This is a genomic window from Psychrobacter sp. AOP5-GZ1-6 (assembly GCF_052376345.1).
In the GTDB taxonomy this organism is placed as follows: Bacteria; Pseudomonadota; Gammaproteobacteria; order Pseudomonadales; family Moraxellaceae; genus Psychrobacter.
On record NZ_JBQSVP010000040.1, the window covers coordinates 1 to 25,433 of the forward strand.

Annotated in this window: 23 protein-coding genes and 1 tRNA gene; 16 read left to right on the forward strand and 8 right to left on the reverse strand. The window is 41.3% G+C overall.

Going from position 1 to position 25,433, the window contains the following annotated elements:
* Positions 1–141: 141 nt before the first annotated feature.
* Positions 142–504: a hypothetical protein gene (locus ACT3RN_RS07225; RefSeq protein ID WP_444518530.1), complete on the reverse strand. Its 363-nt coding sequence runs from the start codon at positions 502–504 to the stop codon at positions 142–144.
* A gap of 698 nt (positions 505–1,202) precedes the next feature.
* Here ACT3RN_RS07225 and ACT3RN_RS07230 point away from each other — a divergent pair.
* From ACT3RN_RS07230 to ACT3RN_RS07250, 5 genes are all read left to right on the forward strand, one after another.
* On the forward strand, positions 1,203–1,493 hold the full coding sequence (locus tag ACT3RN_RS07230) for a type II toxin-antitoxin system Phd/YefM family antitoxin (protein WP_087813576.1): 291 nt from the start codon (positions 1,203–1,205) through the stop codon (positions 1,491–1,493).
* Positions 1,490–1,744 (forward strand): Txe/YoeB family addiction module toxin, encoded by a 255-nt coding sequence (locus ACT3RN_RS07235; RefSeq protein WP_087813577.1) that lies wholly within the window; start codon positions 1,490–1,492, stop codon positions 1,742–1,744. Before ACT3RN_RS07230 ends, ACT3RN_RS07235 begins: the two co-directional genes overlap by 4 nt.
* Before the next feature lie 1,115 nt (positions 1,745–2,859).
* Positions 2,860–3,879 carry a WG repeat-containing protein gene (locus tag ACT3RN_RS07240; protein ID WP_444518531.1) on the forward strand — a complete coding sequence of 340 codons (1,020 nt, stop codon included), beginning with the start codon at positions 2,860–2,862 and terminating at the stop codon, positions 3,877–3,879.
* 51 nt (positions 3,880–3,930) lie between these two features.
* Positions 3,931–4,449, forward strand: coding sequence for a hypothetical protein (locus tag ACT3RN_RS07245; protein WP_444518532.1), 519 nt, complete (start codon positions 3,931–3,933; stop codon positions 4,447–4,449).
* A 211-nt stretch (positions 4,450–4,660) separates the two neighbouring features.
* Positions 4,661–6,289: a WG repeat-containing protein gene (locus tag ACT3RN_RS07250; RefSeq protein ID WP_444518533.1), complete on the forward strand. Its 1,629-nt coding sequence runs from the start codon at positions 4,661–4,663 to the stop codon at positions 6,287–6,289.
* Positions 6,290–6,303: 14 nt separating this feature from the next.
* On the opposite strand, the gene ACT3RN_RS07255 is transcribed toward ACT3RN_RS07250, so the two are convergent.
* Positions 6,304–7,005, reverse strand: a complete 702-nt coding sequence (locus tag ACT3RN_RS07255) for an IS1 family transposase (protein WP_200662116.1) — start codon at positions 7,003–7,005, stop codon at positions 6,304–6,306.
* Positions 7,006–7,360: 355 nt separating this feature from the next.
* Here ACT3RN_RS07255 and ACT3RN_RS07260 point away from each other — a divergent pair, with 355 nt between their 5' ends.
* Positions 7,361–8,050 (forward strand): hypothetical protein, encoded by a 690-nt coding sequence (locus tag ACT3RN_RS07260; protein ID WP_442073383.1) that lies wholly within the window; start codon positions 7,361–7,363, stop codon positions 8,048–8,050.
* 89 nt (positions 8,051–8,139) lie between these two features.
* Here the strand turns inward: ACT3RN_RS07260 and ACT3RN_RS07265 are convergent, their stop codons facing one another.
* The 4 genes from ACT3RN_RS07265 to ACT3RN_RS07280 form a co-directional block, all read right to left on the reverse strand.
* Positions 8,140–8,457 carry a hypothetical protein gene (locus tag ACT3RN_RS07265; protein ID WP_442073382.1) on the reverse strand — a complete coding sequence of 106 codons (318 nt, stop codon included), beginning with the start codon at positions 8,455–8,457 and terminating at the stop codon, positions 8,140–8,142.
* Positions 8,458–8,467: 10 nt separating this feature from the next.
* The gene (locus ACT3RN_RS07270) at positions 8,468–8,674 is read right to left on the reverse strand and encodes a hypothetical protein (protein WP_442073380.1); all 207 of its coding nucleotides are present in this window, start codon (positions 8,672–8,674) and stop codon (positions 8,468–8,470) included.
* Between the two features lie 90 nt (positions 8,675–8,764).
* Complete coding sequence (locus tag ACT3RN_RS07275) at positions 8,765–10,009, reverse strand: Arm DNA-binding domain-containing protein (protein WP_442073379.1); 1,245 nt, start codon at positions 10,007–10,009, stop codon at positions 8,765–8,767.
* Positions 10,010–10,035: 26 nt separating this feature from the next.
* Positions 10,036–10,251, reverse strand: coding sequence for a hypothetical protein (locus tag ACT3RN_RS07280; protein WP_045456309.1), 216 nt, complete (start codon positions 10,249–10,251; stop codon positions 10,036–10,038).
* A 122-nt stretch (positions 10,252–10,373) separates the two neighbouring features.
* Here ACT3RN_RS07280 and ACT3RN_RS07285 point away from each other — a divergent pair, with 122 nt between their 5' ends.
* Positions 10,374–10,610, forward strand: a complete 237-nt coding sequence (locus tag ACT3RN_RS07285) for a helix-turn-helix domain-containing protein (protein ID WP_281490000.1) — start codon at positions 10,374–10,376, stop codon at positions 10,608–10,610.
* Positions 10,611–11,086: 476 nt separating this feature from the next.
* On the opposite strand, the gene ACT3RN_RS07290 is transcribed toward ACT3RN_RS07285, so the two are convergent.
* Positions 11,087–11,161, reverse strand: a tRNA-Gly gene (locus tag ACT3RN_RS07290).
* A gap of 256 nt (positions 11,162–11,417) precedes the next feature.
* Here ACT3RN_RS07290 and ACT3RN_RS07295 point away from each other — a divergent pair.
* From ACT3RN_RS07295 to ACT3RN_RS07305, 3 genes are all read left to right on the forward strand, one after another.
* Positions 11,418–13,082: an alpha-keto acid decarboxylase family protein gene (locus ACT3RN_RS07295; protein WP_192519425.1), complete on the forward strand. Its 1,665-nt coding sequence runs from the start codon at positions 11,418–11,420 to the stop codon at positions 13,080–13,082.
* A 180-nt stretch (positions 13,083–13,262) separates the two neighbouring features.
* Entirely contained in the window at positions 13,263–13,598 is a 336-nt protein-coding gene (locus ACT3RN_RS07300) for a GlpM family protein (RefSeq protein ID WP_192519424.1), read from the forward strand.
* Positions 13,599–13,822: 224 nt separating this feature from the next.
* Positions 13,823–15,616 carry a potassium/proton antiporter gene (locus tag ACT3RN_RS07305; RefSeq protein ID WP_192519423.1) on the forward strand — a complete coding sequence of 598 codons (1,794 nt, stop codon included), beginning with the start codon at positions 13,823–13,825 and terminating at the stop codon, positions 15,614–15,616.
* Positions 15,617–15,651: 35 nt separating this feature from the next.
* Here the strand turns inward: ACT3RN_RS07305 and ACT3RN_RS07310 are convergent, their stop codons facing one another.
* Complete coding sequence (locus ACT3RN_RS07310) at positions 15,652–16,554, reverse strand: LysR family transcriptional regulator (RefSeq protein ID WP_442074781.1); 903 nt, start codon at positions 16,552–16,554, stop codon at positions 15,652–15,654.
* Between the two features lie 200 nt (positions 16,555–16,754).
* Here ACT3RN_RS07310 and speB point away from each other — a divergent pair, with 200 nt between their 5' ends.
* From speB to ACT3RN_RS07340, 6 genes are all read left to right on the forward strand, one after another.
* Positions 16,755–17,723: an agmatinase gene (gene speB, locus ACT3RN_RS07315; protein ID WP_192992214.1), complete on the forward strand. Its 969-nt coding sequence runs from the start codon at positions 16,755–16,757 to the stop codon at positions 17,721–17,723.
* 141 nt (positions 17,724–17,864) lie between these two features.
* On the forward strand, positions 17,865–19,586 hold the full coding sequence (locus ACT3RN_RS07320) for a 5-guanidino-2-oxopentanoate decarboxylase (RefSeq protein WP_192992215.1): 1,722 nt from the start codon (positions 17,865–17,867) through the stop codon (positions 19,584–19,586).
* 80 nt (positions 19,587–19,666) lie between these two features.
* The gene (dld, locus tag ACT3RN_RS07325; RefSeq protein WP_444518534.1) at positions 19,667–21,457 is read left to right on the forward strand and encodes a D-lactate dehydrogenase; all 1,791 of its coding nucleotides are present in this window, start codon (positions 19,667–19,669) and stop codon (positions 21,455–21,457) included.
* Entirely contained in the window at positions 21,441–22,847 is a 1,407-nt protein-coding gene (locus ACT3RN_RS07330; protein ID WP_444518535.1) for a YjiH family protein, read from the forward strand. The genes dld and ACT3RN_RS07330 overlap by 17 nt, the downstream gene beginning before the upstream one ends.
* A 162-nt stretch (positions 22,848–23,009) precedes the next feature.
* Positions 23,010–24,548: an aldehyde dehydrogenase family protein gene (locus ACT3RN_RS07335; protein WP_442062776.1), complete on the forward strand. Its 1,539-nt coding sequence runs from the start codon at positions 23,010–23,012 to the stop codon at positions 24,546–24,548.
* A 185-nt stretch (positions 24,549–24,733) separates the two neighbouring features.
* Entirely contained in the window at positions 24,734–25,345 is a 612-nt protein-coding gene (locus ACT3RN_RS07340; protein WP_192992449.1) for a TetR/AcrR family transcriptional regulator, read from the forward strand.
* Positions 25,346–25,433 lie beyond the last annotated feature (88 nt).

Consider the following 25,433-nt stretch of genomic DNA (forward strand, 5'->3'; position numbering starts at 1 on the left):
GCCCACCATCAAAAATATGCCTCAGCAGGGACAGGTAGCAACATTGTAAATAGTATCAATGAGTTACAATGTGGCTTATCCCGAACTGGGGTTATCATAAATAGTCTTTACCAAATTAATTGTTTTTCAAGAAGCTCCACATTATATGGATTCTGGACCATCTTCTCGAGTCATATTACCAGTAAGAGCTTTGCATATTTTAGGTAATATTTCTTTTTGCAATATATTGTCATAACCATGATGTTCAGCCCAATGAATGTGATGTTCACTACTATCTCTAATGAATCTTTCAAGCGTGTCCATTAACAACTTTAGATCACACTGAGTTAATTCATCGTAAATATATGGTTCAATTATCCCAAAAGTCCCTTGAAAACATTCTATTTCAAAGGGTTTATAATAACGTTCCGCATAAGAACGGTTAGTAACCAAGGGGCTAACCCAGCCGTGACCACCTACAATATCTGTAATAACTTCTTTTTCATGATCTGTGAATAGCTTCATAGTACATAGTATTAGTTACAGTTTCTCCAGTATCCTATCACAGTTTTAATAGCTGTATGAGCTATGCTGAAGAAACCGTACAACTAAACTTGGTAAACTAAGCGTATTAATCGGAGTTTATCATGACCAAGAAAATAAGAACCTACAGTGACGAATTTAAAGCAGAAGCTGTCAAGAAGATAGCAGATAATAATGGCAATATTTCAGCTACTACAAAGCAGTTTGAACCGCCCTGAGATTGTCGGAGACTCAACATCCTGAGAGAATACGACAATAAAAAAATAAAACTACGCCCTTTGATCTTTATTTAAAGGCATCACAACGCCATATAAAAATCGATTTAATGCAGTAAGGCTTGATAATAACCATTATATTGCATTCATAATTGCTTTTCTGCAAAATGGTATGAGTATATGAGTATATGAGTATATGAGTATATGAGTATATGAGTATATGAGTAAAATTTGTTTCTTTCGACAATATAAGGCGGCAAACGTGCCAAGAAATTTAAACTAAGATCAATATGTCAGCTTTCATATGTACGTTTTAAAAAGATACATGAAGACATATCAAATTATCCCTTTGCTTCTTACTAATATATGTACAGATATAAGTACAGATATAGTATATACTAGTATAACATTCAACCTATAATGATAGGTCATATAACCAACATAATTAAACGTGGAGTAATTATTATGGACGTTGTGAACTACACTGATTTTAGAAAGAGCTTAGCAAAGTATATCGATAAGGTAGACACTGATAAAGGCCCGATATTAATTACAAGACAAAATGCTAAACCGACGGTATTAATGAGTTTAGAAGAGTTTAACTCGTATGAGGAAACACTGCATCTTTTAAGCAGCCCTACCAATGCCAAGCGTCTCAGACGCTCTATTGCTGATGCTAAAGCTGGTCGCTTGATTGAACGTGAGATTGATGCCAAAGATATGCCACTCACTTTTGATGATGAGGTAGACGCTTGATACTATCTTGGACGGAAGACGCGTGGGAGGACTATGAGTACTGGCAAAGAACCAGTAAAGAGAAAGTCAAACAGATCGGTAAGCTGATTAAAGCCATCAAACGTGACCCATTTAAGGGTATTGGCAAACCTGAACCACTCAAACATGACCTTGCAGGCTACTGGTCTCGTCGAATTGATCAAGAGCATCGGCTGGTTTATGAAATTCAAGATGATGCGATCATTATCGTCCAGTGCCGTTATCATTACTAAGCAAAGGTATAACAGCTCAAAAAGTGCCTGATTTATAATTAGGCACTTTTTCATAGTGATAGGTAGTTAGTTAATGTCCAGAAACGTTCTTTAATTCTTGAGACATCTCAGCAATCAACTGACGCGAGTACTTAGCCACGATTTGTATTTCAGAATAGCTATGGTCAACCTTTAAGAGACTTGCGATGATTTGACGCTTCTTAGTAACGGGTCTACGGCTTCTATGTTTATTTTCTGCTTTAGCCTAAGTAATTTAAAAATGCCCTAGATATTAAAAACCTAGGTGGTGTGTCAGAAAGTATGCTGGGGAATAAAGGAGGGTGACAGCCGAGGCAAGATGATATATTTGAGTAGATATCAGCTGCCCCGACTGTCACAGTCCCGGTTTAAAGAAACCCCGATATTAACAACGTCACCTAAGGAAAGTAAACTTCATACCTCAGTCTTCTACACTATATAAATAGTAGCATATAGAGCTTTCTCGACTCATAAGATTTAAATAAACCCATAGTAATTATAGATATTAATAATATTTCGAGCACTATAATATTGAGGGATCCACTACCTAATAAGTTATAGTGCAGATTGTATAGGTTAACTGATCTCTAATATCGCTCTCAAATTCGGAACTGAATCTTTAACTTGATTAAAATTTGAACAATTCTTGAAGCCTTGAAAGCCCTATAGAATCAGAGAACTTAGCATAGATTTCTTATTGATTTTATCGCCAGCATACTTTTTAGAACACCACCAAAAAACTCAATGAGTAAGGCTCATTCACTCGCTTTAGAAACCGATTTTCGGTCTTGTTGATGGTATAAAAGAATTATAAAAATGACAAGTAATACAGATTGATAGCTACGACCGATAGTTTCGCTCCAAACAAGAGATACTATACAAAAAAGCCAGGTAACTTGGGTTGCCTGGCTTTTTTGCATCTATAGCTTTTATCTGAAAGATAGCTTAAGGCTGAGGTAATAAATAACATATATATTGATATATGAATAAAAGTTGATTACTATTGTTGCCTAAATTTAATACCCTTAGTAGCAGTGTTGCATAGGCCAGTTTTTATCAATGCTATATCGCTTCCACACCTTATAATCGAGATTGAAATGAAGATACATTATAAAAAAACGGCACTGGCTTTGGGCCTCTGTGGCGTATTTGCGACATTACCTGCTGTGGCTGCATTGCAGAGTTTTGAGGTAGAGAATAACAATGATGTTAAATGTGGCTATAAAAATGATAACGGGAAGGTTGTTGTAGCTGCAAAATATTATAGTTGTGGTGATTTTTCAGAAGGTATGGCTCGTGTCTCATTAATGAAAATGGGTAAGGTCAAAGGTTATGATGGTGCTGAGGATTACGAAGACTATTTATACATGCAAGGCTATATCAATGAGGCTGGAAGACTAGTCATACCGGTTGAGCATCAAGCACCGCTTTTTTATGGTGTGATTATTGACTATCGTGACTTTAAAGAAGGCTTAGTTGCCGTCTACAAAAACGGTAAATACGGTTATATGAATAAAACCGGTAAAATGGTCATACCTTATACTTACAAAACGGCAGGCGATTTCAGTGACGGTAGAGTAGTCGTCAGTAAAAACGATAAATACGGCGTCATCGATAAAACGGGTAAGAGCATAGTGCCTTTTAAGTTCAACTGGTTAGATGACTACTATGAAGGTTTGGCTATGTATAGCACTTCAATGCAGGGTGATGATGAGGGTAAGATTGGCTTCGTTGATAAGTCTGGCAATATAGCAATTCCTGCTAAATGGAATGAAGCCATGGAGTTCTCCGAAGGGCTGGCTGCTGTAAAAGTTGGAGGATATAACAACGGCAAATGGGGTGTTATAGATAAAACTGGCAAGGTGATTGTACCGCCTAAATACGATAGGGCTTATATTGAGCCAATGGGAGACTCGCCAGACGTCGATGGTGGGCGCTATGAAGATGGAAAGTTAGATGTTTATAATTTGAATACTAAAGGCGCTAATGCCTATAACGATGGTTATGAAAGTATCACGCGATATACCTTAGATCGCCAAGGTAAGGTACTCTCTAAAAAGACTTATGCAGATTGGAATGAAATGGACGAAGAGCGTTATCCGCAAAACTATCAGTGATTCTATAAAGGTTTGTAGAACCATCTAATTTAAATTAAGAGAAAACTTACTATGTTAAAAAAAACGAGTCTGATGTTCGCGGCATCTTTAGTTATTTTGGGTCTATCCTCTACTTCCAATGCAGCACCTAAAACGAAATACGGTGTGACAGTGGTTGAATGTGAATTTGATTATGAGGATGAAGAGTTTTGTACCGATAGCCGCTTAAAAAGCTACGCAAAGGTGATGAAAGAGCGCAAGCCTAACTTTGATGGTAATAAGATTATTTATGTCTTTGAAACAAATGCTACAGGTTATGTAAACAAGAAACCATATCGATTGGTTGTTATTGACTCTGCTAAAAAGACTGTACATCCTTTCGGCTATTCACTATCTGCTGCAATGGATTCCTATGGAAAGCCAATGACTGTCAATAATAAAGGTGATGCTATAAAGTTTGATTTTAATATAAATTCTGACCGCTTTTGTTTCTCAGGCAATATTGATGCTTACAGAAATTCCTACGGCTATCAAGACGGACCTTTTTGTTTTAAGTATGATAGAGAGTATAAAAGCTTACTTAGAGAGTAGTAGGTTTTTTTATATACATCTTATAGATCAAAGGCTGTACGTCAAGTCAGCCTTTGCATACTGCTAAATCTAAAGGTGATAGTTATATGACTTCAGGAATTTATAACTTTTACAGCTGGAAAGACTATTAATCAAAATCTCAGAAATTATTATCAAATATTTATATCAACCCCAAATTTCTAAGTATCCGCACTTAACAAGGACTGTTGCATTGAAACCTATTTATCTACCCTTAGTTTTTAGCCTTCTCGCCATATCAGGATGTAGTGACAAAAATAATGCTGAAGTGACGCCATCGTCAGTAAGTGAAAAAAAGGCAGTTGATACTGCTGAAGTCGAAAGTGATAAAAAAGAAGAAAAGTGCGTTATACCTGATGTAGAAGGCTACGATAAAGTCGGTTGCTTAAGAGATGGGCTTGCAGGGGTCATTAAACAAAGTAACGATGAATATGATAAAACCAATAGAGTGGGCTATATCGATAAAGACGGACAATTAATTATTCCGTTTGAGTTTGATGCGATCGTGGCAGGAGAGGGTGGGGAGTCGTTAGAGTTTAATGACTTCTCAGAAGGCTTGGCTGCTGTCAGTAAAAACGATCAATATGGCTTTATTGATACCAAGGGTAAGGTAGTCATAGAGCCAAAGTACGACTGGGCAAGCAGTTTCTCTGATGGACTCGCTATTGTCAGTGCTGAAGGTCTGTATGGTGCTATTGATAAACAGGGTAAAACCGTTATCCCGTTTGAATACCAAGCTTTAGCTGATTTCCATGATGGATTCGCCACAGCAGCTCGTCCACCTAAGGACCCGGAAGATTATGAAAGTAAATATGGACTGATTAATAAACAAAATGAGATCGTCATACCCTTTATGTATGAAAGTATGGGCAACTTAAGTGAGTCGCTCATCGCCGTTAAGAAAGACGGTAAATGGGGTTATGTTGATACAAAAAACAAAGCGATTATTCTGATAAACTTAGCATATGAAACGGTTAGTGACTTCTCAGATGGCTTGGCTGCTGTCTTTAGTTATGAAGAGAATAGTGACAACCTTAAATACGGCTATATCGATAAGACAGGTAAGCTTGTAATCCCCATGCAGTTTACCAAGGCTTATTGGGATGATACTGAAGGCCTAATAGATTTTAATAACGGTATTGCTGTCGTTAACGATAAAGAAGGCCGAACCTTCTGCATTGATAAAAAGGGTAGTGAAACTCAATGTCCAGATGGTATAGGGGTTACTGATAATCAACTCGATGATGAGGCTAATAACTTAGAGGAAGAAGCTTCAGAAGCGAAGAGTGCTGATGCCCCACAATTTGTTGCGATAACTGATTATATTGCCTTAAAGCCTAATGAGAATTGGACGTGGGATAAACTAGCGGCGATACCCTATGCAAAAGAATGGTTTGAGAAAACACCGGTTAAAAATGGCTATCGTCCCGAGGATCCAAACTATTCTATCAGTGCAAGTTTAAATGAAACCAGTTCGATGGCAGCATATGGTACCAAGAGACAGCCGAATATTATTACTCTTGGTTCAGGTCAAGGTGTTATGGAAGATGAGCTTCTCAGAGGTGTTTATGAGATTAGCGACTTCTTTAGTCAAAAAGATTTAACTCGCATTCCGTCTAACTGTGATGTTGATTCAGGTTTTGTCCAAAAGTTTTATAAATGGGAAAAGAAAGGGTTTCAACCCTTGTATATTTATGATGCCATAATGCCTGGTAATTCTGGTACCAGTGCAGAATTTGGCATTGCAAAAAGTTTAGAAGAGTTTTTTAAGCCTGAATATGAGCATCTGAACCTAGAGCTACAAAATATGGTGGTGTTCTAAAAAGTATGCTGGCATCAGACGTAGCCATAATTGACATAAAAGAACACCAGATCGAATACTTTAAAGTGATTATCAAGCTTTTTTGAGAAGCAACAAGTCTTTCTAACCGCTCGACGTAATCGGTGTCTCAAGCGACAGTTATTACCTTCTATACCTACCGTATGCTGTTTGCCAACTCGCTTATGATCTGGTTTAAAAGCCGTTATAAAGCTATCCCAATTGTCCATACTAATAGAGTCATAGCTGACTTTGAGCTGCTTTAGACGTGCTCTTAGCTTCTTAGCCGTTCTCAAATCACGTTTGCCCCAGACATAAGCGACAATCTCACCCGTATCACGGTCATAAGCATAAATAAGCCAGACTTTACGTTTCTTGCGATACACGTAAGTCCAGAACTCATCAACTTCTAAGCGTTCATAGTAGCTCTGCTTAGGCGCAATCTTATATACGGATGAGCTTATGGTGCTTAGCACTTTACCAATGCTAACTGAGGCTATAATAGCAATGTCTCTAATGCCACAGCCTCTCACTGTCATTAGCCGTATTTTATCTTCTATTCTAGAGTGACAGCCGTTATAAGTTAAGGCATGATCACCAATGAACTGACGCTTGCAGGCTTTGCATTGGTAGTTTTGCTTGCCATAGCTTTTTTTGCCATTTTTCTTTAAACTGGGACTGTGACAGTCGGGGCAGTTGATATCTATTTGTGTCTTCATAACCTCAAATATATCATCTTGCCTCGGCTGTCACTCTCCTTTATTACCTCAGCATACTTTCTGATACACCACCCAAAATATTAATAACAATTATGACGAAGTTGTTTGTACCTTTAAATAATCAGAAATGTGCTTTTAATATTATGAACAAGGACAGGTAAGTTTATATTTTAAAGATAATGACTTACATATTCTATTCATAAAAAAGGACGGTTACTTGCACTTATTAAGCCTCATACTCATCGAATAACCCTCTTAACGTCGTCAAGAGGGTTGCTTTCAGCAAGCAATATTAGCGTTTTCAAGTAAAAGCTTATCAGCTCAATAAATTTTTTAAAATAATCGAGATACAATTATGAATAAATACCTACTGGCATCACTATTTTTGGTACCGACGTTAAGCTTTGCGAGTAATTTTTCTGAAGTTTTTGATACACGCCCAGTGATACCAACTGTCGAAAAAATGCGTAACAATACTTGGACGTGGAAAAACTTTGCTAATTTGCCAAATATGGGAAAACTAGAACGGGATAGCGAAAATAAAAATCGTTATACAATGACGCAAACTATTCGTGAAGATAACCCACAAACTACGATTACTTTTTACGGTAGCAAAGAGCGTCCAGAAGTTGCCGTAATAGAATCTCGTACATGGGGAGCGGGCAATACCCAGAGCTCAAAATTCGTTAGACTGGATAAACTAAAAGGTAATACTCCATTAAAAAGTAACTGCAACTTTAAAAACGTTTCCGTTAGCGAAACTAGCGATGACGGTGAAGGTCGTAGTTATGAAACAGGAGCGTCAGTAGACTTCCAACAAGCTTATCTGATGCCAAAAAATATTGCCTCACTCTCTCCTGCTAAAAATGACTTATATTTAGCCAGCTCGCAGATTGAGAGCTATGTGGTAACAAGCACATTTCAAACCCAAGGTTACACTACGTCTATAGTCACTCCTGACAAAAATAAATTGGGTCAGTTTATTAATAAATATGGCTGGGACACCAATAACAAAGGCAAAAAGATAACTTGTAATGTAAGTTAATTAATCCCAATGAATGTCGAAACCTTGTATTTATCAAGGTGAAAAAAGCCAGGCAACCCAAGCTGCCTGGCTTTGATATCTATAATAACTTATCTATGATCATTTTCCCGCCACAAAGCATGCTCACATATCTCACAGCACCAACTGTCTTTTGAGCGCATATACGGAATGTCTGCTGGTATCTGTAAAGGGCATACATAACCACAGTACTCGCATCGCACATCATCTAAATAAGCAAAACACTCACCGATTGTCTCGAATAGTAATTGAGGGCTTATCTTATACTTCTCACAGACGGTTTCTACATATGCGATATAATCACTTTCGTTATCATATGCCCAATAATCCTCACAGATCTTTAGATCTCGTGCGTTCTGCGTCATATTAGGCTGAAGCTTTACACTCATCACATTCTCCTTAGTAGCCGCCATAGCCAGAGTGCGGTAATAGCTCGTAAAGCTCGCTCTGAAGCTGACAACACATATCCTCAATCACATAGTCAAGACTGGCATCTAAGCGCTTCTGCACCCATACCCGCACCGCCATATCGTTATTAAAGCAGTGCTTCACTCCCAAGAAGCGAGCTAGGTTATGACCCGATGAAATATATAACTCACGTATCAATGCATTAGCAATCTCATTCGCATCATCACTGATTGCACCGTCAGGCTTAAACTCAGCAAACAGCTCCTCATAATTGATAATTGATAATTGTCATAGTGACGTCTCCTTGTCAGTTTGTGTGCTGGTAACGACTTCTTCATTCTCAGAGCTATTCGATGCGCTAGTTAGCTTCTCCTTGCTCGCCAGTAGCAAATTATCCATCGCAGAGCCATCCTGACGGGTGATATCAGGTACATAACGGCTATACACCCGAAACAGCATTTCAGTACTGCTGTGACCCATCTGCCTTGCTATCCACTCAGGATTTTCACCAGCAGCCAGCCAAAGTGTCGCTGCCGTGTGCCGAGTCTGATAAGCACGCCTATGTTTCAAACCGAGTAGGGCAAGCGTGGGTTTCCATACCCGCCGGTTCACATTACGATACTCCATCGGATTGCCTTGTGAATTGCAGAATACAAACTCTGACTTACCAAAGGTGCGTGCCTTCTGCTCTAGTAAGGCGTCATAGACCAACTGCGACATCGCAATATCACGTTGTGAGCCCAACGTCTTCGTTGGACCCATCTCACCGTTTACTAATGCTCCTCGAATACTGATCTCACGGCGATCAAAGTTAATGCAGTCCCACTTAAGCCCATCGATCTCACTGGTACGCATCCCTGTAAAGAAGCGAATGGTGTAGTAGGGCTTATAATCCGCACGGACATGTTTTAAAATCAGCCATACCTCACTCAATGTAAACGGATTTACATCCGGACGAGCTTGCTTGAGATTCTTAATATTTTTATAAGGCATCTCAAACTCATGGCGATCTGATGCTTCTTCTAGTATCATACGAAGAAGTATCATGATCTGGTTGATTCGTGCTACTGACAGACTTGACTGACCATCTTTACCGTAACGAACTTTGGCGAGGGAGCTACGGAAGGTCAGCAAGTCTGGTTTTTTTATCGCATGTACCGCTTTACCACCAAACTCAGGTAATAAGTACTTGTTCAAAATAATCTGCGTCTTTTGCCGATAGCTCGGCCGCCATTCAATCTTCTTCTCCTCATACCAAATCTCTGAAAACTGCCTAAAGGTAGGGTTGCGACTGATACAAGCTTCTGCTCTATCAGCCAGTGCCGTCATCTCTTTTAAACGCGTACTCTTCGGAAAGTAGGCAGCATAGTCAAAGATGCCTAGGGTTATTTTTGCATCTATCTCTTTTGCCACTAAAGTCAATTTTTTAACGTTTGCGGGAGTATCAGGGAAGATTGTTGTCTCACGGCAACGAATATTCATATATGTGAAATCTATGAATAGCTTGCCACGCCTTGCTCTTACTGATGCCATTGTTAATCTCCTTGTTTAAATAAAACTTACTGTAAAGCCATACCATTGATCGCACTCATAACAGGTTTGCACATATCCTCTTCGATACGCTCCCATACATATAAAATCTTACGACCACCAAAAGGGCGTATGTAGTGAATATTTTCAATCAAGACAGTATCCTTAAGCTGGTTACGGATAGTACGAGCATCGTATTTGATACGTTCAGCTAATTCTTGAGTAGTGAGATAAGTCTGTGACATAATAGTTCTCCATGTGAAATAAATTTACTATTAGTGAATGATTAGTTATCACTAATGAGTACATATTATCTATAAATATTATCACTTGCAAGCATTTTTTTATCACTTTAGGGACTTTGTATATGATTAAGCTCAATTTACCTGTTTTATTTGCACAAAGAGGCATCCGTGTAGCTGATGCTGACAGGATGTCTAAACTAGGAAGGTCTACTTTGTATCGAATGTACAATAATGAAGTCACTAGAATAGACTTTGATTCATTAAATGAGCTTTGTAAGCTTTTAGATTGCACACCCGGCGATATTATCCTCTATGAAGAAGATGAAGTTTGTGAGGAAGAGAGTTCAAAAGAAAGTTAGAATGCTTACTAGGATGGTTGTTCGAAGTGTCTTGAAAATCATTAAGCTTAGCGCAGATAAATATTCTACTCGTGCTAATTGTTTTCAAGTATTAGGTTGTAGTCATCACCGTTTAAGCGACAATTAATTTTGAATGTTATAAATCTTAAATGGATTTAGAAAAATTTAGGCCTATAAAAAACACGTTTTTTGCTGAATTGAGGTTGGGCTCAAAAATCAGCATAGTGCCAAATTCACTAGGTTAGGTGTCATGATGGTTTTTGAACCAAAAATAGCTAGGTTGTGTTCAGATACGTATATGGAGTTTTAGGGCAGGGCACGGTTTGGGCACCAAATGGGCACCGCACCGAAAATAAGCTTTTTGATTGAGTAGCTAAACTTAACTATATTCAAAAAGATATTTCGATAAATCTTCTACAACCCTTAAAAATCGGACAAAAAAAAGCCTCACTGTTAAGTGAGGCTTTTTAAGTATTTGGAGCGGGAAAAGAGATTCGAACTCTCGACCCCAACCTTGGCAAGGTTATGCTCTACCACTGAGCTATTCCCGCTAATTATCAATTAACTATCGTCAGTTGATGAAGGCGTATTATACGCAGTTTTTTTGACTTGTCAACACTTATAATAAAAAAATCAAAGTTAGCAAAACAGGCATATTATCTAACCACATAGATATGTTATAACAGTTTCTTATAATAGGTATTCCAAAAAATTTGCATGAGATAAATAGACTGGAATACTCATTATAAGTCACTTCAACCATAAAAAATTATCAGTACTTATCATGGTAATTCATAAGGATAAAAAATGACTCAACAATATACCATCGCCGACTATTTGTTTGATCGTGTCGCAGAAGCGGGCGCCTCTGAGATATTTGGTGTACCTGGCGATTTTAATTTAACTTTTTTAGACAATATTCTTGCGTCTGATAAATTGCGCTGGATCGGTAACACCAATGAGCTAAATGCGGGTTATGCTGCTGATGGTTATGCTCGCGAGCGTGGGTTTGCCGCGATGGTGACGACGTTTGGTGTAGGGGAGTTGTCCGCGATTAATGCCACTGCAGGCTCTTTCGCTGAGTACGCGCCTGTATTGCATATCGTGGGTGCACCAAGTACGGAAGTACAAGACTCAAAGCGCCGTATTCATCATTCGCTTGGTGATGGTGTATTTAACCATTTTATTAAGATGGTAGAGCCAGTGACGATAGCACGAGCGCAGATCACACCAGAAAACGCCGCCTCAGAAATTGATCGTGTCATTCGTTTGATTCTTAAAAAGCACCGCCCAGGCTATATATTGCTGTCACCTGACGTTGCAAAAATGCCAATTTATCCACCAACGACCAAGCTTGATGATAGTCAAGAAGATATTACTAGCCAAGCAGCATTGGCAGATTTTAGACAAGCGCTTATAGATTTTTTGCCAAACAAAACCACGACGCTGATGGCAGATTTGATGGTACATCGTTTAGGACTGCAAAATCAGCTCAAAGCACTCATCGCTGATACGGATATTCCTTATACCACGCTGTCGTGGGGCAAAACGCTATTGGACGAACACAGTGAGCGCTGGGCAGGAACGTATGCGGGTGTGGCATCACGTCCTGTGGTCAAAGACGCGGTAGAAAACTGTGAATGTCTTATCAAAATTGGCGTGCAATATACCGATACCACGACCGCAGGGTTTAGCCAAGATATCAATGAAAAAGTGGTGGTAGATTTGCATTATGAGCGCGCCTCTATCAGTGGTCGGAACTTTGCACCGATTGCGCTAAAGGATGCGTTACAAGTTTTGCATGAGGTCATGACATCAGGTATTGATATCGTGCCTAAGCAGTTCTGTAGAGAGGTAAAACCTCATGAACAACAAGGTAAAGATGATGAACCTATCAGGCAGGATGATCTGTGGCATATCATTGCCGATTGCTTAGATGATAATAACTTGGTGTTTTCTGAACAAGGAACGGCTTATTTTGGCATCAGTGATGTACGCTTGCCGCAGGGTGTTACCTCTTATGGTCAGCCCATGTGGGGATCGATTGGCTACACCTTGCCTGCCAGCCTAGGCGCAGCCATTGCCTCGCCAGACAAACGCAGCGTTCTATTGGTTGGTGATGGCTCTGCGCTGTTAACAATCCAAGAAATAGCAGTGATGATTCAAGAGCAAATCAACCCAGTTATTGTGTTGATTAATAATGATGGCTATACCGTCGAGCGTGCGATTCATGGTGAGCATCAATCTTATAATGACATTCCTAAATGCAACTGGCAGTTAATACCGCAAGCATTTGGTGCCACGGATGAAAACAGCTTAATTATTAAAGTAGAGACAGCGGGTGAGTTAAAGTCCGCTCTCGAAAAAGCAGCCATTGTCACTGACAAGCTCGTAATGATAGAAGTCATTGCTGATAAGCATGATATTCCACCATTATTAGCAGATATTAGCGCAGCACTAAAGCCTTCTTAATATGATCAATCTTCTATAAAAGAGTGACTGAATTAATTTTAACACCCCTATTTGGTACGATGCCAAATAGGGGGTTTTTTATATTTTATGATTCTCATTATTTATTCTAGGATATTTTGTTCTGTATGCTCATTATCGTGATAAATTAGGCGATTAATATGCGACAGGAAAGAGTAGCTCATGATTTGGCTAAAAATGCTTATTGGTGCCTTGATGGTATTGGCAATTCAATTATTTGCACAAACTCGGTTTTTTTATTTGGCGGCGCTTGCACCACTTTTCCCCACTTTTACGTTAATCAGCCATTTTATTGTGGGTACTGAGCGTAATCCTGCTGATTTAAAGGTTGCTTTGATATTTAGTATGCTCGGCGTCATACCTCATCTTATCTATACTTTTGTAGTGTTTTTTAGCATCGGCTATGTCAGTCTTTATAAAGCCTTGATGCTGGGTGTGGTAGCTTGGATGATTGCTGCTGCTATTTTGGTCATTGCATGGCAGTACATACAAGCTTAAAGAGATATGGTTAACCTTGTCTTGCCACTTGTATAACCATAAGAGCGTTGTCTATAAAAAATATTTATAGATAATTTTTATAGACAGGGTGGTAGATGTTATTCTTGATAGCATTAAAACATACAGTTTAGGAGTAATAAGATCACAGATTGAATAACTTGAACCATAATATTGTCGCAACGATTTAGTTTATCACCATTTATAAAAATAGGGCTTAAAAAAAGATGGATACCTTAAATATCCTATACCTTGTAGGAGCATTGTTAATTTTTGCCAGTATTATGGCAAGTACATTGTCAGCACGCTTAGGCGTTCCATTGTTATTATTGTTTTTAATGGTGGGCATGTTGGCAGGCGAGCAGGGTATCTTGGGTATTGAATTTTCTCAATATCCGCTAGCCAATTTCGTCGGTCAGGCAGCCCTAGCTTGTATCTTGCTCGATGGTGGTTTACGTACCTCGTTTAAATCGTTCCGAGTGGGTTTAAAGCCTGCTATTACATTGGCAACTTGGGGTGTGTTTGCCACAGTGATGGTATTGGGCGTATTCATCACTTGGTTGCTTGATGTTGATTGGCGTTTTGGTCTACTGATGGCAGCCATCGTTGGTTCGACCGATGCAGCAGCGGTATTTTCTCTCTTACGAAATGGTGGTGTTAAGCTCAATGATCGTGTCCAGGCCACGCTTGAGTTAGAGTCTGGTGGTAACGACCCATTGGCTATCTTATTAGTCACGGGTTTGATTGCGCTAAATGTGGATCCGGCAGGGCAGAGCGTACTTGGATTTTTGGGTTTGCTTTTACAGCAGTTAGGTGTTGGCTTGGGCATGGGTTTGCTCTTTGGTTATTTACTATCACGGTTATTACCAAAGGTACATCTAGCCGAGGGCATGTATGCTATTTTAATACTGTCTGCAGGCTTGGCTGTTTTTGCCGCGACAAACCTGCTTGGCGGTAGTGGGTTTTTGGCGGTCTATCTCACAGGCGTGATGATTGGTAATCACAAGGTGCGATCGACCGAGCATGTCATGCGAGTGATGGATAGTTTTGCTTGGTTGTCCCAAGCGGTACTCTTCGTTGTTTTAGGACTCTTGGTCACACCGTCGAACGTCATTAATGTTTGGCATTATTCGGTAGCGATTGCCGCCTTTATGATTTTTATTGCTCGTCCTATTGCCGTATATAGTAGCGTCAAACCATTTAAGTTCAAGGACCGAGAAATTGGGTTTATCTCTTGGGTTGGCTTGCGTGGTGCGGTGCCTATTACGCTTGCTATCTTGCCTGTTATGGCAGGTATAGATAATGCGTTTATGTTATTCGATATTGCTTTCGGCGTGGTGGTTTTATCGTTGATTTTGCAAGGTACAACCATTCCTATTATGGCAAATCTGTTTAAGGTACGCATTCCAACAAATAAAGACCCGAAAGAAGAACATGAAGTTTGGGTATCTGATAAAGCCAGTATTACTTTGTATGAATTTGAAGTTCAATCAGGTGCTTTTGCCATCGGTCGACATCCTTTGGAAATCTCTAAGCGTGTCAATCCTGATGAAATTCGGATTTTTGCGTTAGTACGTGGACAAAAAATTATCGTGACTGATGAAGATACTAGGTTAAAGTTTGGTGATAGCGTTTGGTATGCGATGCGCGGAAATCATGCCAGTAAAATTGCTAAGATTTTTAATGACACAACGTTAAATCATAAAGCAATTGATGATTTTTATGGCGATTGGCTGCTATCACCCAGTGTAAAACTTGGTGATTTGCCATTTTTTACTGGAGTAATGTCTTCCGAGTCTCTAGTAGATACTCTAAAGTATAAACCTGAAAACGGTGTCAAAAACATGTGGGAACAAACCGTGGCGGAGTATGTAAAGCAACGTTTGGATACGGCCCCCGTTTCTGGTGATACTGTCGTAATTAGCGACGAGTGGTCATTAGTGATCAAAGAAGTCGATGACAAAGGACGGCTGAGAACTATTGGTTTAAAGTATCAAGAACCCCTAGCAGCTACACCATAAATTTTACCGCGCTATAGGACATATATGCACGTGCCCTATAGTAAATTCATCATTTTATTCAAAAAGTCAGCAACGTGTTTATGTTGGCTCTGCCGATACGCCCAATGATGCTCGACGGCATAACTGGCTTCCTCTCGTAGCAAGACTTTCATTAGGCCCATCTTCTCATAACGTGCTGCTAGGTCACGAGGTAAATAGCCAACATGATGACCGGCAAGAATCATCTGTGCGGTCGCTTCCATATGATAAGTAGTGGCGCTTAGCGTTTTGGGACGTACATGATGGATGCTGACATCCGTAATATAGCCACGCTTTATCCATGGATAGTTTTGTTCTAAATCTTCCAGTGTCAAACCTTCTGAATTATAAAATAGCCGATGTTCGCGTCCGCAGCATACCATTTGCCTTTCTACAAATGCTGGCTTGAACGTCAGCAATGGCGGAAAGCTGCCAAAATAACCAACACCAATATCACTTTCGTTGCTGAGCAATTTCTCTAGCATGTTCTCAGGGCTTTGTACGTCGATAGAAAAGTGTATCAATGGATTATTACGGTAGCTGCTTGCAAGTCGTTGTCTAAGTACCTCATAAAAAAAGTTAGGCATTTGATCGGTTAGGCAGAGTCTAATATGCCCGCCGTGAACGGAGTCTAATTGCTGAATATAATGCAGCTGATGTTGAAAGTTGGCGACTGATTCAGTAAAGGCGATGCAAGCCTCATAAACTGCTGCACCATCTTCTGTCAGCTTAAAGCCTGCGCGACCACGATGGCACAATGTCATACCGAGACGATCTTCTAAGTGCGTCAAATGACCACTGATCACTGAGGGAGTGAGGTTTAAGCGCGTCTGAGCCGCTGTCACCCCCTGACAGTCTACGATGGCCATAAAACTACGCAGGGTTTTTATGTCTATTTTTATCAACTCATCTAATATCAAGAATTAGCCTCCAATAAATACCTTTTTGATAAATACTCCGTTCAACAAACTTCTGCTAATAACGTATAAGTCTGCTTTACTACGAAAATTTAGAAGTTTACTTCTGAATTTTACCATGGTTCAGCACCTTATATTTAGGTATTGTCAAAGGTATGTAGCAAATTGTGTATTTTCACTAACAGGTAATAAAGAGGTAATTTATGAGCTTCAATCAGCCACTAAGCGGTAACGAGATGCCAAGATTTGGCGGTTTCGCTTCTATGATGCGCCTGCCAACTCAAGCCGACGCCAAAGGATTAGATGTAGCGTTTGTTGGCGTACCACTAGATATTGGCGCATCCAACCGTAGTGGTGCAAGATTGGGTCCTAGACAGATTCGTGATGAGTCAAGAATGATTCGTCCCTACAATGTGGCGACTCGTGCTGCACCTTTTGAGTCATTACAAGTCGCTGATATCGGCGATGTCCCTATCAATACATTCAACCTGCTAAAAAGCGTCGATATCATCGAACAATTCTATACCGATAAAATCGTTAAACACGATGCTATCCCATTAACGCTAGGCGGTGACCATACCATTGCACTTCCTATCTTACGTGCGCTTGCCAAAAAACACGGCCCTGTTGGTATGGTACATATCGATGCTCATGCAGATATCAATGATGATATGTTTGGCGAAAAAATCGCTCACGGCACGCCATTTCGCCGTGCTGTCGAAGAGAACCTAATCGATGGTAATCGTGTGGTACAGATTGGATTACGTGGGACAGGCTATAGCGCTGAAGAATTTGATTGGTCAACTGAGCAGGGCTTTCGCGTGGTGCCTGCCGAGGAGTGCTGGTACAAGTCACTAGCACCCTTGATGGCAGAGGTACGTGAAAAGCTAGGCGATGGTCCTGTCTACTTAAGCTTTGACATCGATGGTATTGACCCTGCGTTTGCCCCAGGTACGGGTACTGCTGAAATTGGTGGTTTGACCTCAACGCAAGGTATCGAAATTGTGCGTGGTATGCGTGGTCTAGATGTGGTCGGCGGCGATTTGGTAGAAGTATCACCGCCTTATGACCCATTTGGTAACACTTCTGTATTGGCGGCGAATTTGTTGTTTGAGATGCTATGTATCTTGCCCGGTGTGCGTTATGACGATAAGGTCAAAGCGGTTTACTAATCGCCGTCATTTATTCCTCTATAATGAGCAACCTTTGCAGCTAACAGTTAGTAATCAATATCAAAGAGAAAATGCAAAGGTTGCTTTGAGGTATTGATAATTATTTGAATATTCAGCGAAATTTTCTAGGATGACTGACCCATGACCCAATTGACGCAAACGTCTTCTGCATTACCAAAAACCACTTCTCTAACCTGTGGTGAGCTACTGGTACAGTGGCTAGAGTATTATGGTGTAGAGACTGTCTTTGGCATCCCTGGTGTACATACGGTAGAGCTTTATCGCGGCTTGCCTAGTACCAATATCCGTCATGTGACACCGCGTCATGAGCAGGGCGCTGGGTTTATGGCGGATGGCTACTACCGTGCTTCTGGCAAGGTCGGGGTTTGTTTTATTATCACGGGCCCCGGCATGACCAATATAATGACAGCGATGGCGCAGGCGCTGGCTGATTCGATACCGATGCTAGTCATCTCTAGTGTCAACAAAGTCAAAGACACGGGTAGCGGTGAAGGACATTTGCATGAGCTGCATGATCAGCAGGGTATGGTCAGTAAAGTAGCTCTGACCAGCAAAACTATTTGGCAACCTGAATCGCTACCGACAATGATTGCAGAAGCCTTTGCTTTATTTAATGGTGCGCGTCCGGGACCAGTACATATTCAGTTACCTATCGATATCATCATTGCTGATGCCAGTCATGTCGCTAAGCCACCTAAGTTAAATGCTGCCGCAACTGGCCAAGCTGATACAAATAGCTTGAGCCTGCCACAGGTTACTAGATCACTGCCGAATCCTGCGCAATTAGACCTGATTGTACAGTCACTAAAAACCGCGAAAAACCCTGTAATACTTTATGGTGGCGGCTGTGTCGATGTCGATCACGATGCACAGCGATTGGCAGAGCTGATAGATGCGCCAACGTTTTTGACAATTAATGCCAAAGGCTTGCTGCTACCTGGTCATCCATTAAGTTTGGGTAGCAACCAGTCATTAGCCGCAGGTCGAGCCGTGATTACCGAAGCAGATTGGGTGCTAGCGATTGGTACTGAGCTTGGTGAGACTGACTACGATGTGTTCTTTAACGGTGAGTTCCAGATAAATGGCACGCTGGTACGTATCGATTGTGATGCCCAGCAACTGCAGCGTCCATTTAGAGCAGATATCGCGGTACTGTCCGATGCACAGATGGCGATTAGTGGTCTATGTAGCCGCTTAGAACATCAGGCACTCGATCATCAAGCACTGTCACGTGTTAATGAGGCAAAACAAGCCATATTGAAGGATGTAACAATAGACTTTGCTGGTCAAAATGCATTATTAAAGCTGATCAGAGATGAGGTGGAAGACGTCATATTTGTTGGTGATTCAACGCAGCCTGTCTATAGCGGTAACCTTGGCTTTGAAGCCTTAGCACCGCGTAAATGGTTTAACTCATCGACAGGTTTTGGCACCTTGGGTTATGGCTTGCCTGCTGCTATCGGAGCCATGGTTGGCTCAAACTTGCCTGTCGTCAGCTTGATGGGGGATGGCGGTATCCAATTTACGATTGCCGAGCTCATCTGTGCAGCCGAGCTTGAGTTGCCATTGATTGTCTTATTATGGAACAACCAAGGCTACGGCGAGATTCGTCGTTATATGGAAGAGGGCGGTTTACCAGTGATTGGTGTCAATATTAAAACGCCAGATTTTGCGCCATTAGCAGCAGGGTTTGGGGCTGGCTATCGCAGAATCACCGATAAGCAGCAACTATTAGCCGCATTAAAAACAGACACTAAGGGTAAACAGCCAATCATTTATGAGATTGATGAAGCGGATGATTTTTTAAAAGAGATAGCTGAGACAGTCACTTATTTTAGTTAAGAGTGCTGATATTCATAACTTTATAAAGTGACAAACGCTGAATAAAGTGACAAACGCTGATTACGCAAGGAAGTATGTTCATGCCGCCAAACGCTAAAAAATGGTCAGAAAACAGACACAAGCAAATATCGTGTTTGTTGACCAACCTTGCGGCTGTTGTTGGTACGACCAACCTATTAACAAAAGCAAGCCAGCAGCAGTCCTATGTACAAGGTGCGATTGAGGCCATCACAGACGCTACCGCAGCAGTTGTGATACCAAATTCTCTAGTGGCACTATGGCGAGTCATTAATATCTGTGCAGCTGCCGATGCAATCATCATTGCTCAAGCGGCTAATACAGGCTTAACAGGCGGCTCCACTCCAAACGGAGACTATGATCGACCGCTAGTAGTGATCTCTATGCAGTCATTGGGCGGTGTGCATTTACTCAATGATGCAGCAGAGCTGGTTGCTTTGCCAGCTGCTACTTTGCAGCAATTAGAGTCTATCCTTGCGCCATTAGGGCGTGAGCCGCACTCAGTATTAGGCTCTAGTTGTGTTGGTGCATCGGTGATTGGCGGTATTTGTAATAGCTCAGGCGGGATGCTAGTACAGCGTGGGCCTGCATATACTGAGATGGCATTATTTGCTAGACGCAATGCCTCAGGAGCGTTTGAGTTAATCAATCATTTGGGGCTGGATTTGGGTTCGCATCCCGAAGAAATGCTAGAGAACTTGCAAGCTGGCACATTTAGCGAAGCCTCAAACAGCACAAGCGATATTCAAGCTTGTACCAACCAGCATTATCAACACAAAGTTCGTGATTGTGAGGCAACGACACCTGCTCGATTTAACAATGATCCTAATGGTCTGTATGAAGCGTCTGGTTCAGCGGGTAAGGTTATTGTATTTGCGGTGAGGGTAGCGACCTTTGCTAAACCAGAGCGAGAGCAAACTTTTTATATCTCGACCAATGATGCGGATACTTTAACCACACTCAGAACACAATGGTTAAAGAGTGAGCTCACGCTGCCTATCTTGGCTGAGTATATGCATGGGGATTACAACGATATCACGATGCGCTATGGTCGCGACACTTGCTTAAGTATGCGAAAGCTGCCTGCCAATAAGATAGGTGCGCTATATCGATTGCAGGCAAAGATTGGCTATTATCTGGATAAATGGCATCTGCCAAAGACGCTGCCAGATCGGATATTGCAACTGTTATCGAGACTTATGCCGCAATCGTTACCCGAATCTTTGAGTAAACAAGCGCTCGCATATAAATACCATTTGATTATAAAAGTCGCAGATGGCGTTGATGGTATTGGCGGCAACAACAACATCACCGCTGCGCAGACATTTTTGCAAAACCATCTACAGCAGTATCAAGGTGCGCTGCATGTATGTACAGCATCCGAATCGCAGTCGTTATTGGTGTTTCGCAGTGCCGCGACCGCTGCCATGTTTCGTTATTACGATTTAAGCCAAGACAAATTTGGCGAGCTGTTATCGACTGATATTGCCTTACCTAGAAATACTGTAGATTGGGATGAGGCTTTACCTAATTCCTTACAAGAACAAGTCAGCAAAACTTTTTATTTGGGACATTTTTTTTGTCATGTCATGCACCAAGACTATTTATTGAAACCCAATATCAATGCCAAGCAGTTCAAGGATGAGCTGCTGGCATTTTATGACCAACGTCATATCGAGTATCCGGCGGAGCACAATGTGGGGCATGTGTACCCTGCTAAAACCGAACTGCATCGTTTTTATAAAAAATTGGATCCAACCAATTCGCTAAACCCAGGTATTGGTCAGACAGAGAAATGGAAAAACTGGCAATCATCAGCCATTAAGGAGAAGTTAAATGACGAATGCTATTGATAAGTCGCAGCAGCCGATTTTAGGGAATAACACTGTCGACCCAGAAATGCTGCAGGCAGGACAATGGCGCGATGCCATGTGGAAATTTTTATTATTTTCAGCGTTAGGGATTGGGTTATTTATCATACCCTTCCAGTGGGATGGCAAAGTCACTATTTTATTGGGTGTATTGACCGATACGTTGCAGGCCATGTTGGGTGGTTTTGTGGCTTATATTACCATGGCAATCGTGTCTATTTCTTTCATCGGAGCTCTGGCGGTTAAGGTACTAAAGCCCAACTTAAAAGAGAACTCATTGGCAAAAAACCTCTTTGATGTGGATTGGTTTTGGTTGATCACGCGATTTTTGGGCATGTTATTTGTTTGGATGATTTATCTACAGGTCGGCCCTGAGTTTATTATCAATCGTAATACGGGCGGCGTCATTTTTGAAGATTTGATTCCCATTTTGATTCCACTGTTTTTCTTCGCCATTTTGTCACTACCATTTTTGACTGACTTTGGTTTGATGGAGTTTTTGGGTACTTTAGCCAGTAAGATATTCATCAAGCTGTTTAAATTGCCAGGTCGCTCTGCTGTCGATGCCATGTCTTCTTGGTTTGGCGCCGCATCTATCGGTCTGCTAGTCACCATGCAACAGTATGACAAGAGCTTCTATAGCCAGCGCGAAGCATCTATCATTGCCACCACATTCTCAGTGACCTCTATCGCCTTTACCTACGTAGTGGCCAAAACCATCGGTGTGGACAATAACTTCGTCTACTTTTATTTGACTATTGCACTCACAGGGTTTATCGCTGCGATCATTATGCCGCGTATACCGCCATTATCACTTAAACCTGACACATATCACGCTGGCAAGAGCATGCTAGATGAGGGTATTCCTGCACAGTACACCACTTATCAATGGGCACTCAATCGTGCCGTCACCCGCGCCCATTCTATGCCCAGCCTAGGTTATGTGTTCAAGCGCAGCGTTGGTAATTTGTTTGATATATATTTTGGATTGATCCCTGTTATTTTTGCTATCGGAACCATTGGTCTTGGTTTGGCAGAGTACACGCCTGTCTTTAACTGGTTAGCAACACCGCTCGTGCCACTGCTTGAATGGTTACAAATCCCAGAGGCTGCAAAAGCAGCACCAGCCATGATTATGGGCTTTGCGGATATGTATTTACCCGCCTTGATCGGTAAAAGTATTGAGAGTGAGATGACAAGGTTCATTGTTGGTGCTTGCTCCATCACACAGATTATTTATATGTCTGAAGTTGGTGCGCTGATCTTGAAGTCAAACATTAAGTTAAATGTGCTAGAGCTGTTCATAATCTTTATGTTCCGTACGATCATTAGTTTGGTGGTTATTACATCAGTGGCGCACCTATTGTATTAACCACAAGACTGTATTAACCGCAGATACAGGGCTAAAAAATATCTAGCTTAACAGTAAGACATAAATAATCGGTTTTTCTGTCATCAGATAAACCGATTATTTAATCGATAGTGTTAAATATATAAAAATAATTTTATTAAAAATATAAGGAGATGGACCATTATGGAAATGCTGAAGTCTAAAGACCTAACCAGAGAAACTGCTAGTCAAACCGCTCAAAATGAAGTTGTATTAAATGCCGCTTATATCAATGGTGACTGGGTTACGATCGAAGCGCCTGCACCTGACACTGGCATTGACACTGATAATGCAGGTTCTAATAAAACAAATAATCATGCTTTGTATGATCCAAACTCGGGTGAGGTGATCGCAACGACGCGCTTATGCACCAGTGCCCATGTAGCGCAGGCAGTCGAAGCGGCTGATGCAGCGTTTGCTAGTTGGTCACAAACCGCTGTTAGTGAACGTGCACACTATCTAAATGCCATTGCAGACTCTATGGAGCAGCAATTTGATAAATTGGTTGGGCTGTCTGTATTAAACAACGGCAAGCCAATTGAAGAAGCAAAAATAGACGTCAGCGATGCCATTGCCTGCTATCGTTATTATGCCAATATCATCATAAAACAAGCGACTTTATCTGAGGTGCTGACCAATGAGCCGGCCGTACGCTTGCTAAAAACCTATGCGCCAGTGGGTATTTGTGCACTCATCACCCCTTGGAATTTCCCCATGGTGACGACTGCTTGGAAACTAGCGCCTGCGCTAGCAGCAGGCTGTACCGTGCTATTAAAGCCGTCTGAAGTGACATTATTACCAGAGCTCATGCTAGGTAATATCTTATCGGAGATAGGCTTGCCAAAAGGGGTGGTCAATATCTTACCTGGTGCGGCTGAAGTGGGTGCTGCTATGACCAGTCATCCATTAATTGACAAAGTCTCGTTTACGGGTAGTAATGTCGTTGGTGAAAAAGTCATGACTCAAGCGGCGAGAGGTATCAAAGACATCAGCCTAGAGCTGGGTGGTAAGTCTGCTATCGTCGTATGTGCAAATGCTGATATTGACTATGCCTGTGATTTAATTATTGGCGGTATATTTGCCAATGCAGGTCAGATATGCTCAGCCACTTCACGTTTGCTTGTACATCAAGATATCGCTGAACAGCTGTATGAGACCTTAAAGGTTAAAACAACAAGTCTGCAAATCGGTGATGGTTTTGCGGCAGATACGCTAATGGGTCCATTAGTGAGCGAGCAGCAATTGAACCAAGTCAAAAAATACTTTGATATTGCCACTGCCGAACACCTTGATTGTCTGACTGGTGGCGAGTTAGTGAACGGCTCTGGGTATTTTGCTATGCCAACTGTCTATACCGATGTACCGACGACCAGTCAGTTATGGAAGGAGGAAGTGTTTGGGCCTGTATTAGTTAGTACCACCTTTACCGACGATGCAGAAGCTGTTCGACTAGCCAACGATAGTAAATTTGCTCTAGCAGCGACCATCGTTAGTACCGATGAAACTGCTGCACTTGAGATGGCACTACAAATTAAAGCAGGGCATATCTGGATCAATGAGCAACAAATCGTACTGCCAGAAGCAGGGTGGGGCGGATTTAAGCAAAGTGGTATCGGACGCGAATTGGGCGGTGATGGACTGTCTGCTTATCAGAAAAGCAAGCATGTCTTATTGCCTTATTAAAAAATTAGGTTTGTTCAGGCTAAGGGCTAAGAGTAGGGGGCAATCATTAATCACTAGCCTGATTTTTATTGCGTAAAGTAACTTTACTAGACTAGAGTCACCATTCGATATAAAATTGAGCAATCATTCAAATTTATTGTTGTGGCTATTTTTATATAAGCCACGGCTTATGTAATGGAAAAGTTATGTCACGTACCGCACTTTATAATCGTCATGATTCATTAGAACGCGCGTTAAAACTTTTTTGGCAAAAGGGCTTTCACGCAACTTCTTTAAAAGATATAGAAGGGGCGCTGGACATGCGTCCGGGTAGTATTTATGCCGCATTTGGTAGTAAAGACGGATTGTTTCAAGAAGCCTTAGACTATTATGCTCGCTCAGGATTGACGGAGCTTGAACGTATATTAAGTAAAGAGCCGTCTCCATTATTGGGATTGGCTGCTTACTTGCGTCAGCTTGGTGGCATTAGGGATAAAGAGCTGCCAAGCCGAGCTTGTCTGTTGGTCAAAAGTTTATTGGAGTTGGGCGCTCGTGAGCAGGCAGCATTAGCAAAGGTTGAGATGCTACTGGCTGGTATGGAGACCCGTTTTATCGGTTATTTTACCGAAGCACAGCGATTGGGTGAGATGGACAGTGCATTGGACGCAACTAGGTTAGGGCGCCGCTTACAGGCCGAAGTGATGGGGCTGCGAGCTTTTGCACAGCGTGATGTAGACAGTGCAGCAGTACATGCATTGGCAGAGGACATGGCACTCTCTATAGAAGCGCTACGTATCGATGAACATGCTACTGTTTAATCTTTATAATATTAAAAACTGATATCGTTAAAATCGATTTCACTAGAAATTGATACCACTAAAAACTGACATCGCTAAAAGTTAACAC

Coding starts and splice junctions, on each gene's coding strand:
- ACT3RN_RS07320 (WP_192992215.1), top strand. CDS start 17,865: ATGACCCAATTGACGCAAACGTCTTCTGCATTACCAAAAACCACTTCT.
- ACT3RN_RS07230 (WP_087813576.1), top strand. CDS start 1,203: ATGGACGTTGTGAACTACACTGATTTTAGAAAGAGCTTAGCAAAGTAT.
- ACT3RN_RS07305 (WP_192519423.1), top strand. CDS start 13,823: ATGGATACCTTAAATATCCTATACCTTGTAGGAGCATTGTTAATTTTT.
- ACT3RN_RS07285 (WP_281490000.1), top strand. CDS start 10,374: ATGATTAAGCTCAATTTACCTGTTTTATTTGCACAAAGAGGCATCCGT.
- dld (WP_444518534.1), top strand. CDS start 19,667: ATGCCGCCAAACGCTAAAAAATGGTCAGAAAACAGACACAAGCAAATA.
- speB (WP_192992214.1), top strand. CDS start 16,755: ATGAGCTTCAATCAGCCACTAAGCGGTAACGAGATGCCAAGATTTGGC.
- ACT3RN_RS07330 (WP_444518535.1), top strand. CDS start 21,441: ATGACGAATGCTATTGATAAGTCGCAGCAGCCGATTTTAGGGAATAAC.
- ACT3RN_RS07260 (WP_442073383.1), top strand. CDS start 7,361: ATGAATAAATACCTACTGGCATCACTATTTTTGGTACCGACGTTAAGC.
- ACT3RN_RS07300 (WP_192519424.1), top strand. CDS start 13,263: ATGATTTGGCTAAAAATGCTTATTGGTGCCTTGATGGTATTGGCAATT.
- ACT3RN_RS07245 (WP_444518532.1), top strand. CDS start 3,931: ATGTTAAAAAAAACGAGTCTGATGTTCGCGGCATCTTTAGTTATTTTG.
- ACT3RN_RS07240 (WP_444518531.1), top strand. CDS start 2,860: ATGAAGATACATTATAAAAAAACGGCACTGGCTTTGGGCCTCTGTGGC.
- ACT3RN_RS07280 (WP_045456309.1), bottom strand. CDS start 10,251: ATGTCACAGACTTATCTCACTACTCAAGAATTAGCTGAACGTATCAAA.
- ACT3RN_RS07265 (WP_442073382.1), bottom strand. CDS start 8,457: ATGAGTGTAAAGCTTCAGCCTAATATGACGCAGAACGCACGAGATCTA.
- ACT3RN_RS07340 (WP_192992449.1), top strand. CDS start 24,734: ATGTCACGTACCGCACTTTATAATCGTCATGATTCATTAGAACGCGCG.
- ACT3RN_RS07255 (WP_200662116.1), bottom strand. CDS start 7,005: ATGAAGACACAAATAGATATCAACTGCCCCGACTGTCACAGTCCCAGT.
- ACT3RN_RS07275 (WP_442073379.1), bottom strand. CDS start 10,009: ATGGCATCAGTAAGAGCAAGGCGTGGCAAGCTATTCATAGATTTCACA.
- ACT3RN_RS07295 (WP_192519425.1), top strand. CDS start 11,418: ATGACTCAACAATATACCATCGCCGACTATTTGTTTGATCGTGTCGCA.
- ACT3RN_RS07225 (WP_444518530.1), bottom strand. CDS start 504: ATGAAGCTATTCACAGATCATGAAAAAGAAGTTATTACAGATATTGTA.
- ACT3RN_RS07335 (WP_442062776.1), top strand. CDS start 23,010: ATGGAAATGCTGAAGTCTAAAGACCTAACCAGAGAAACTGCTAGTCAA.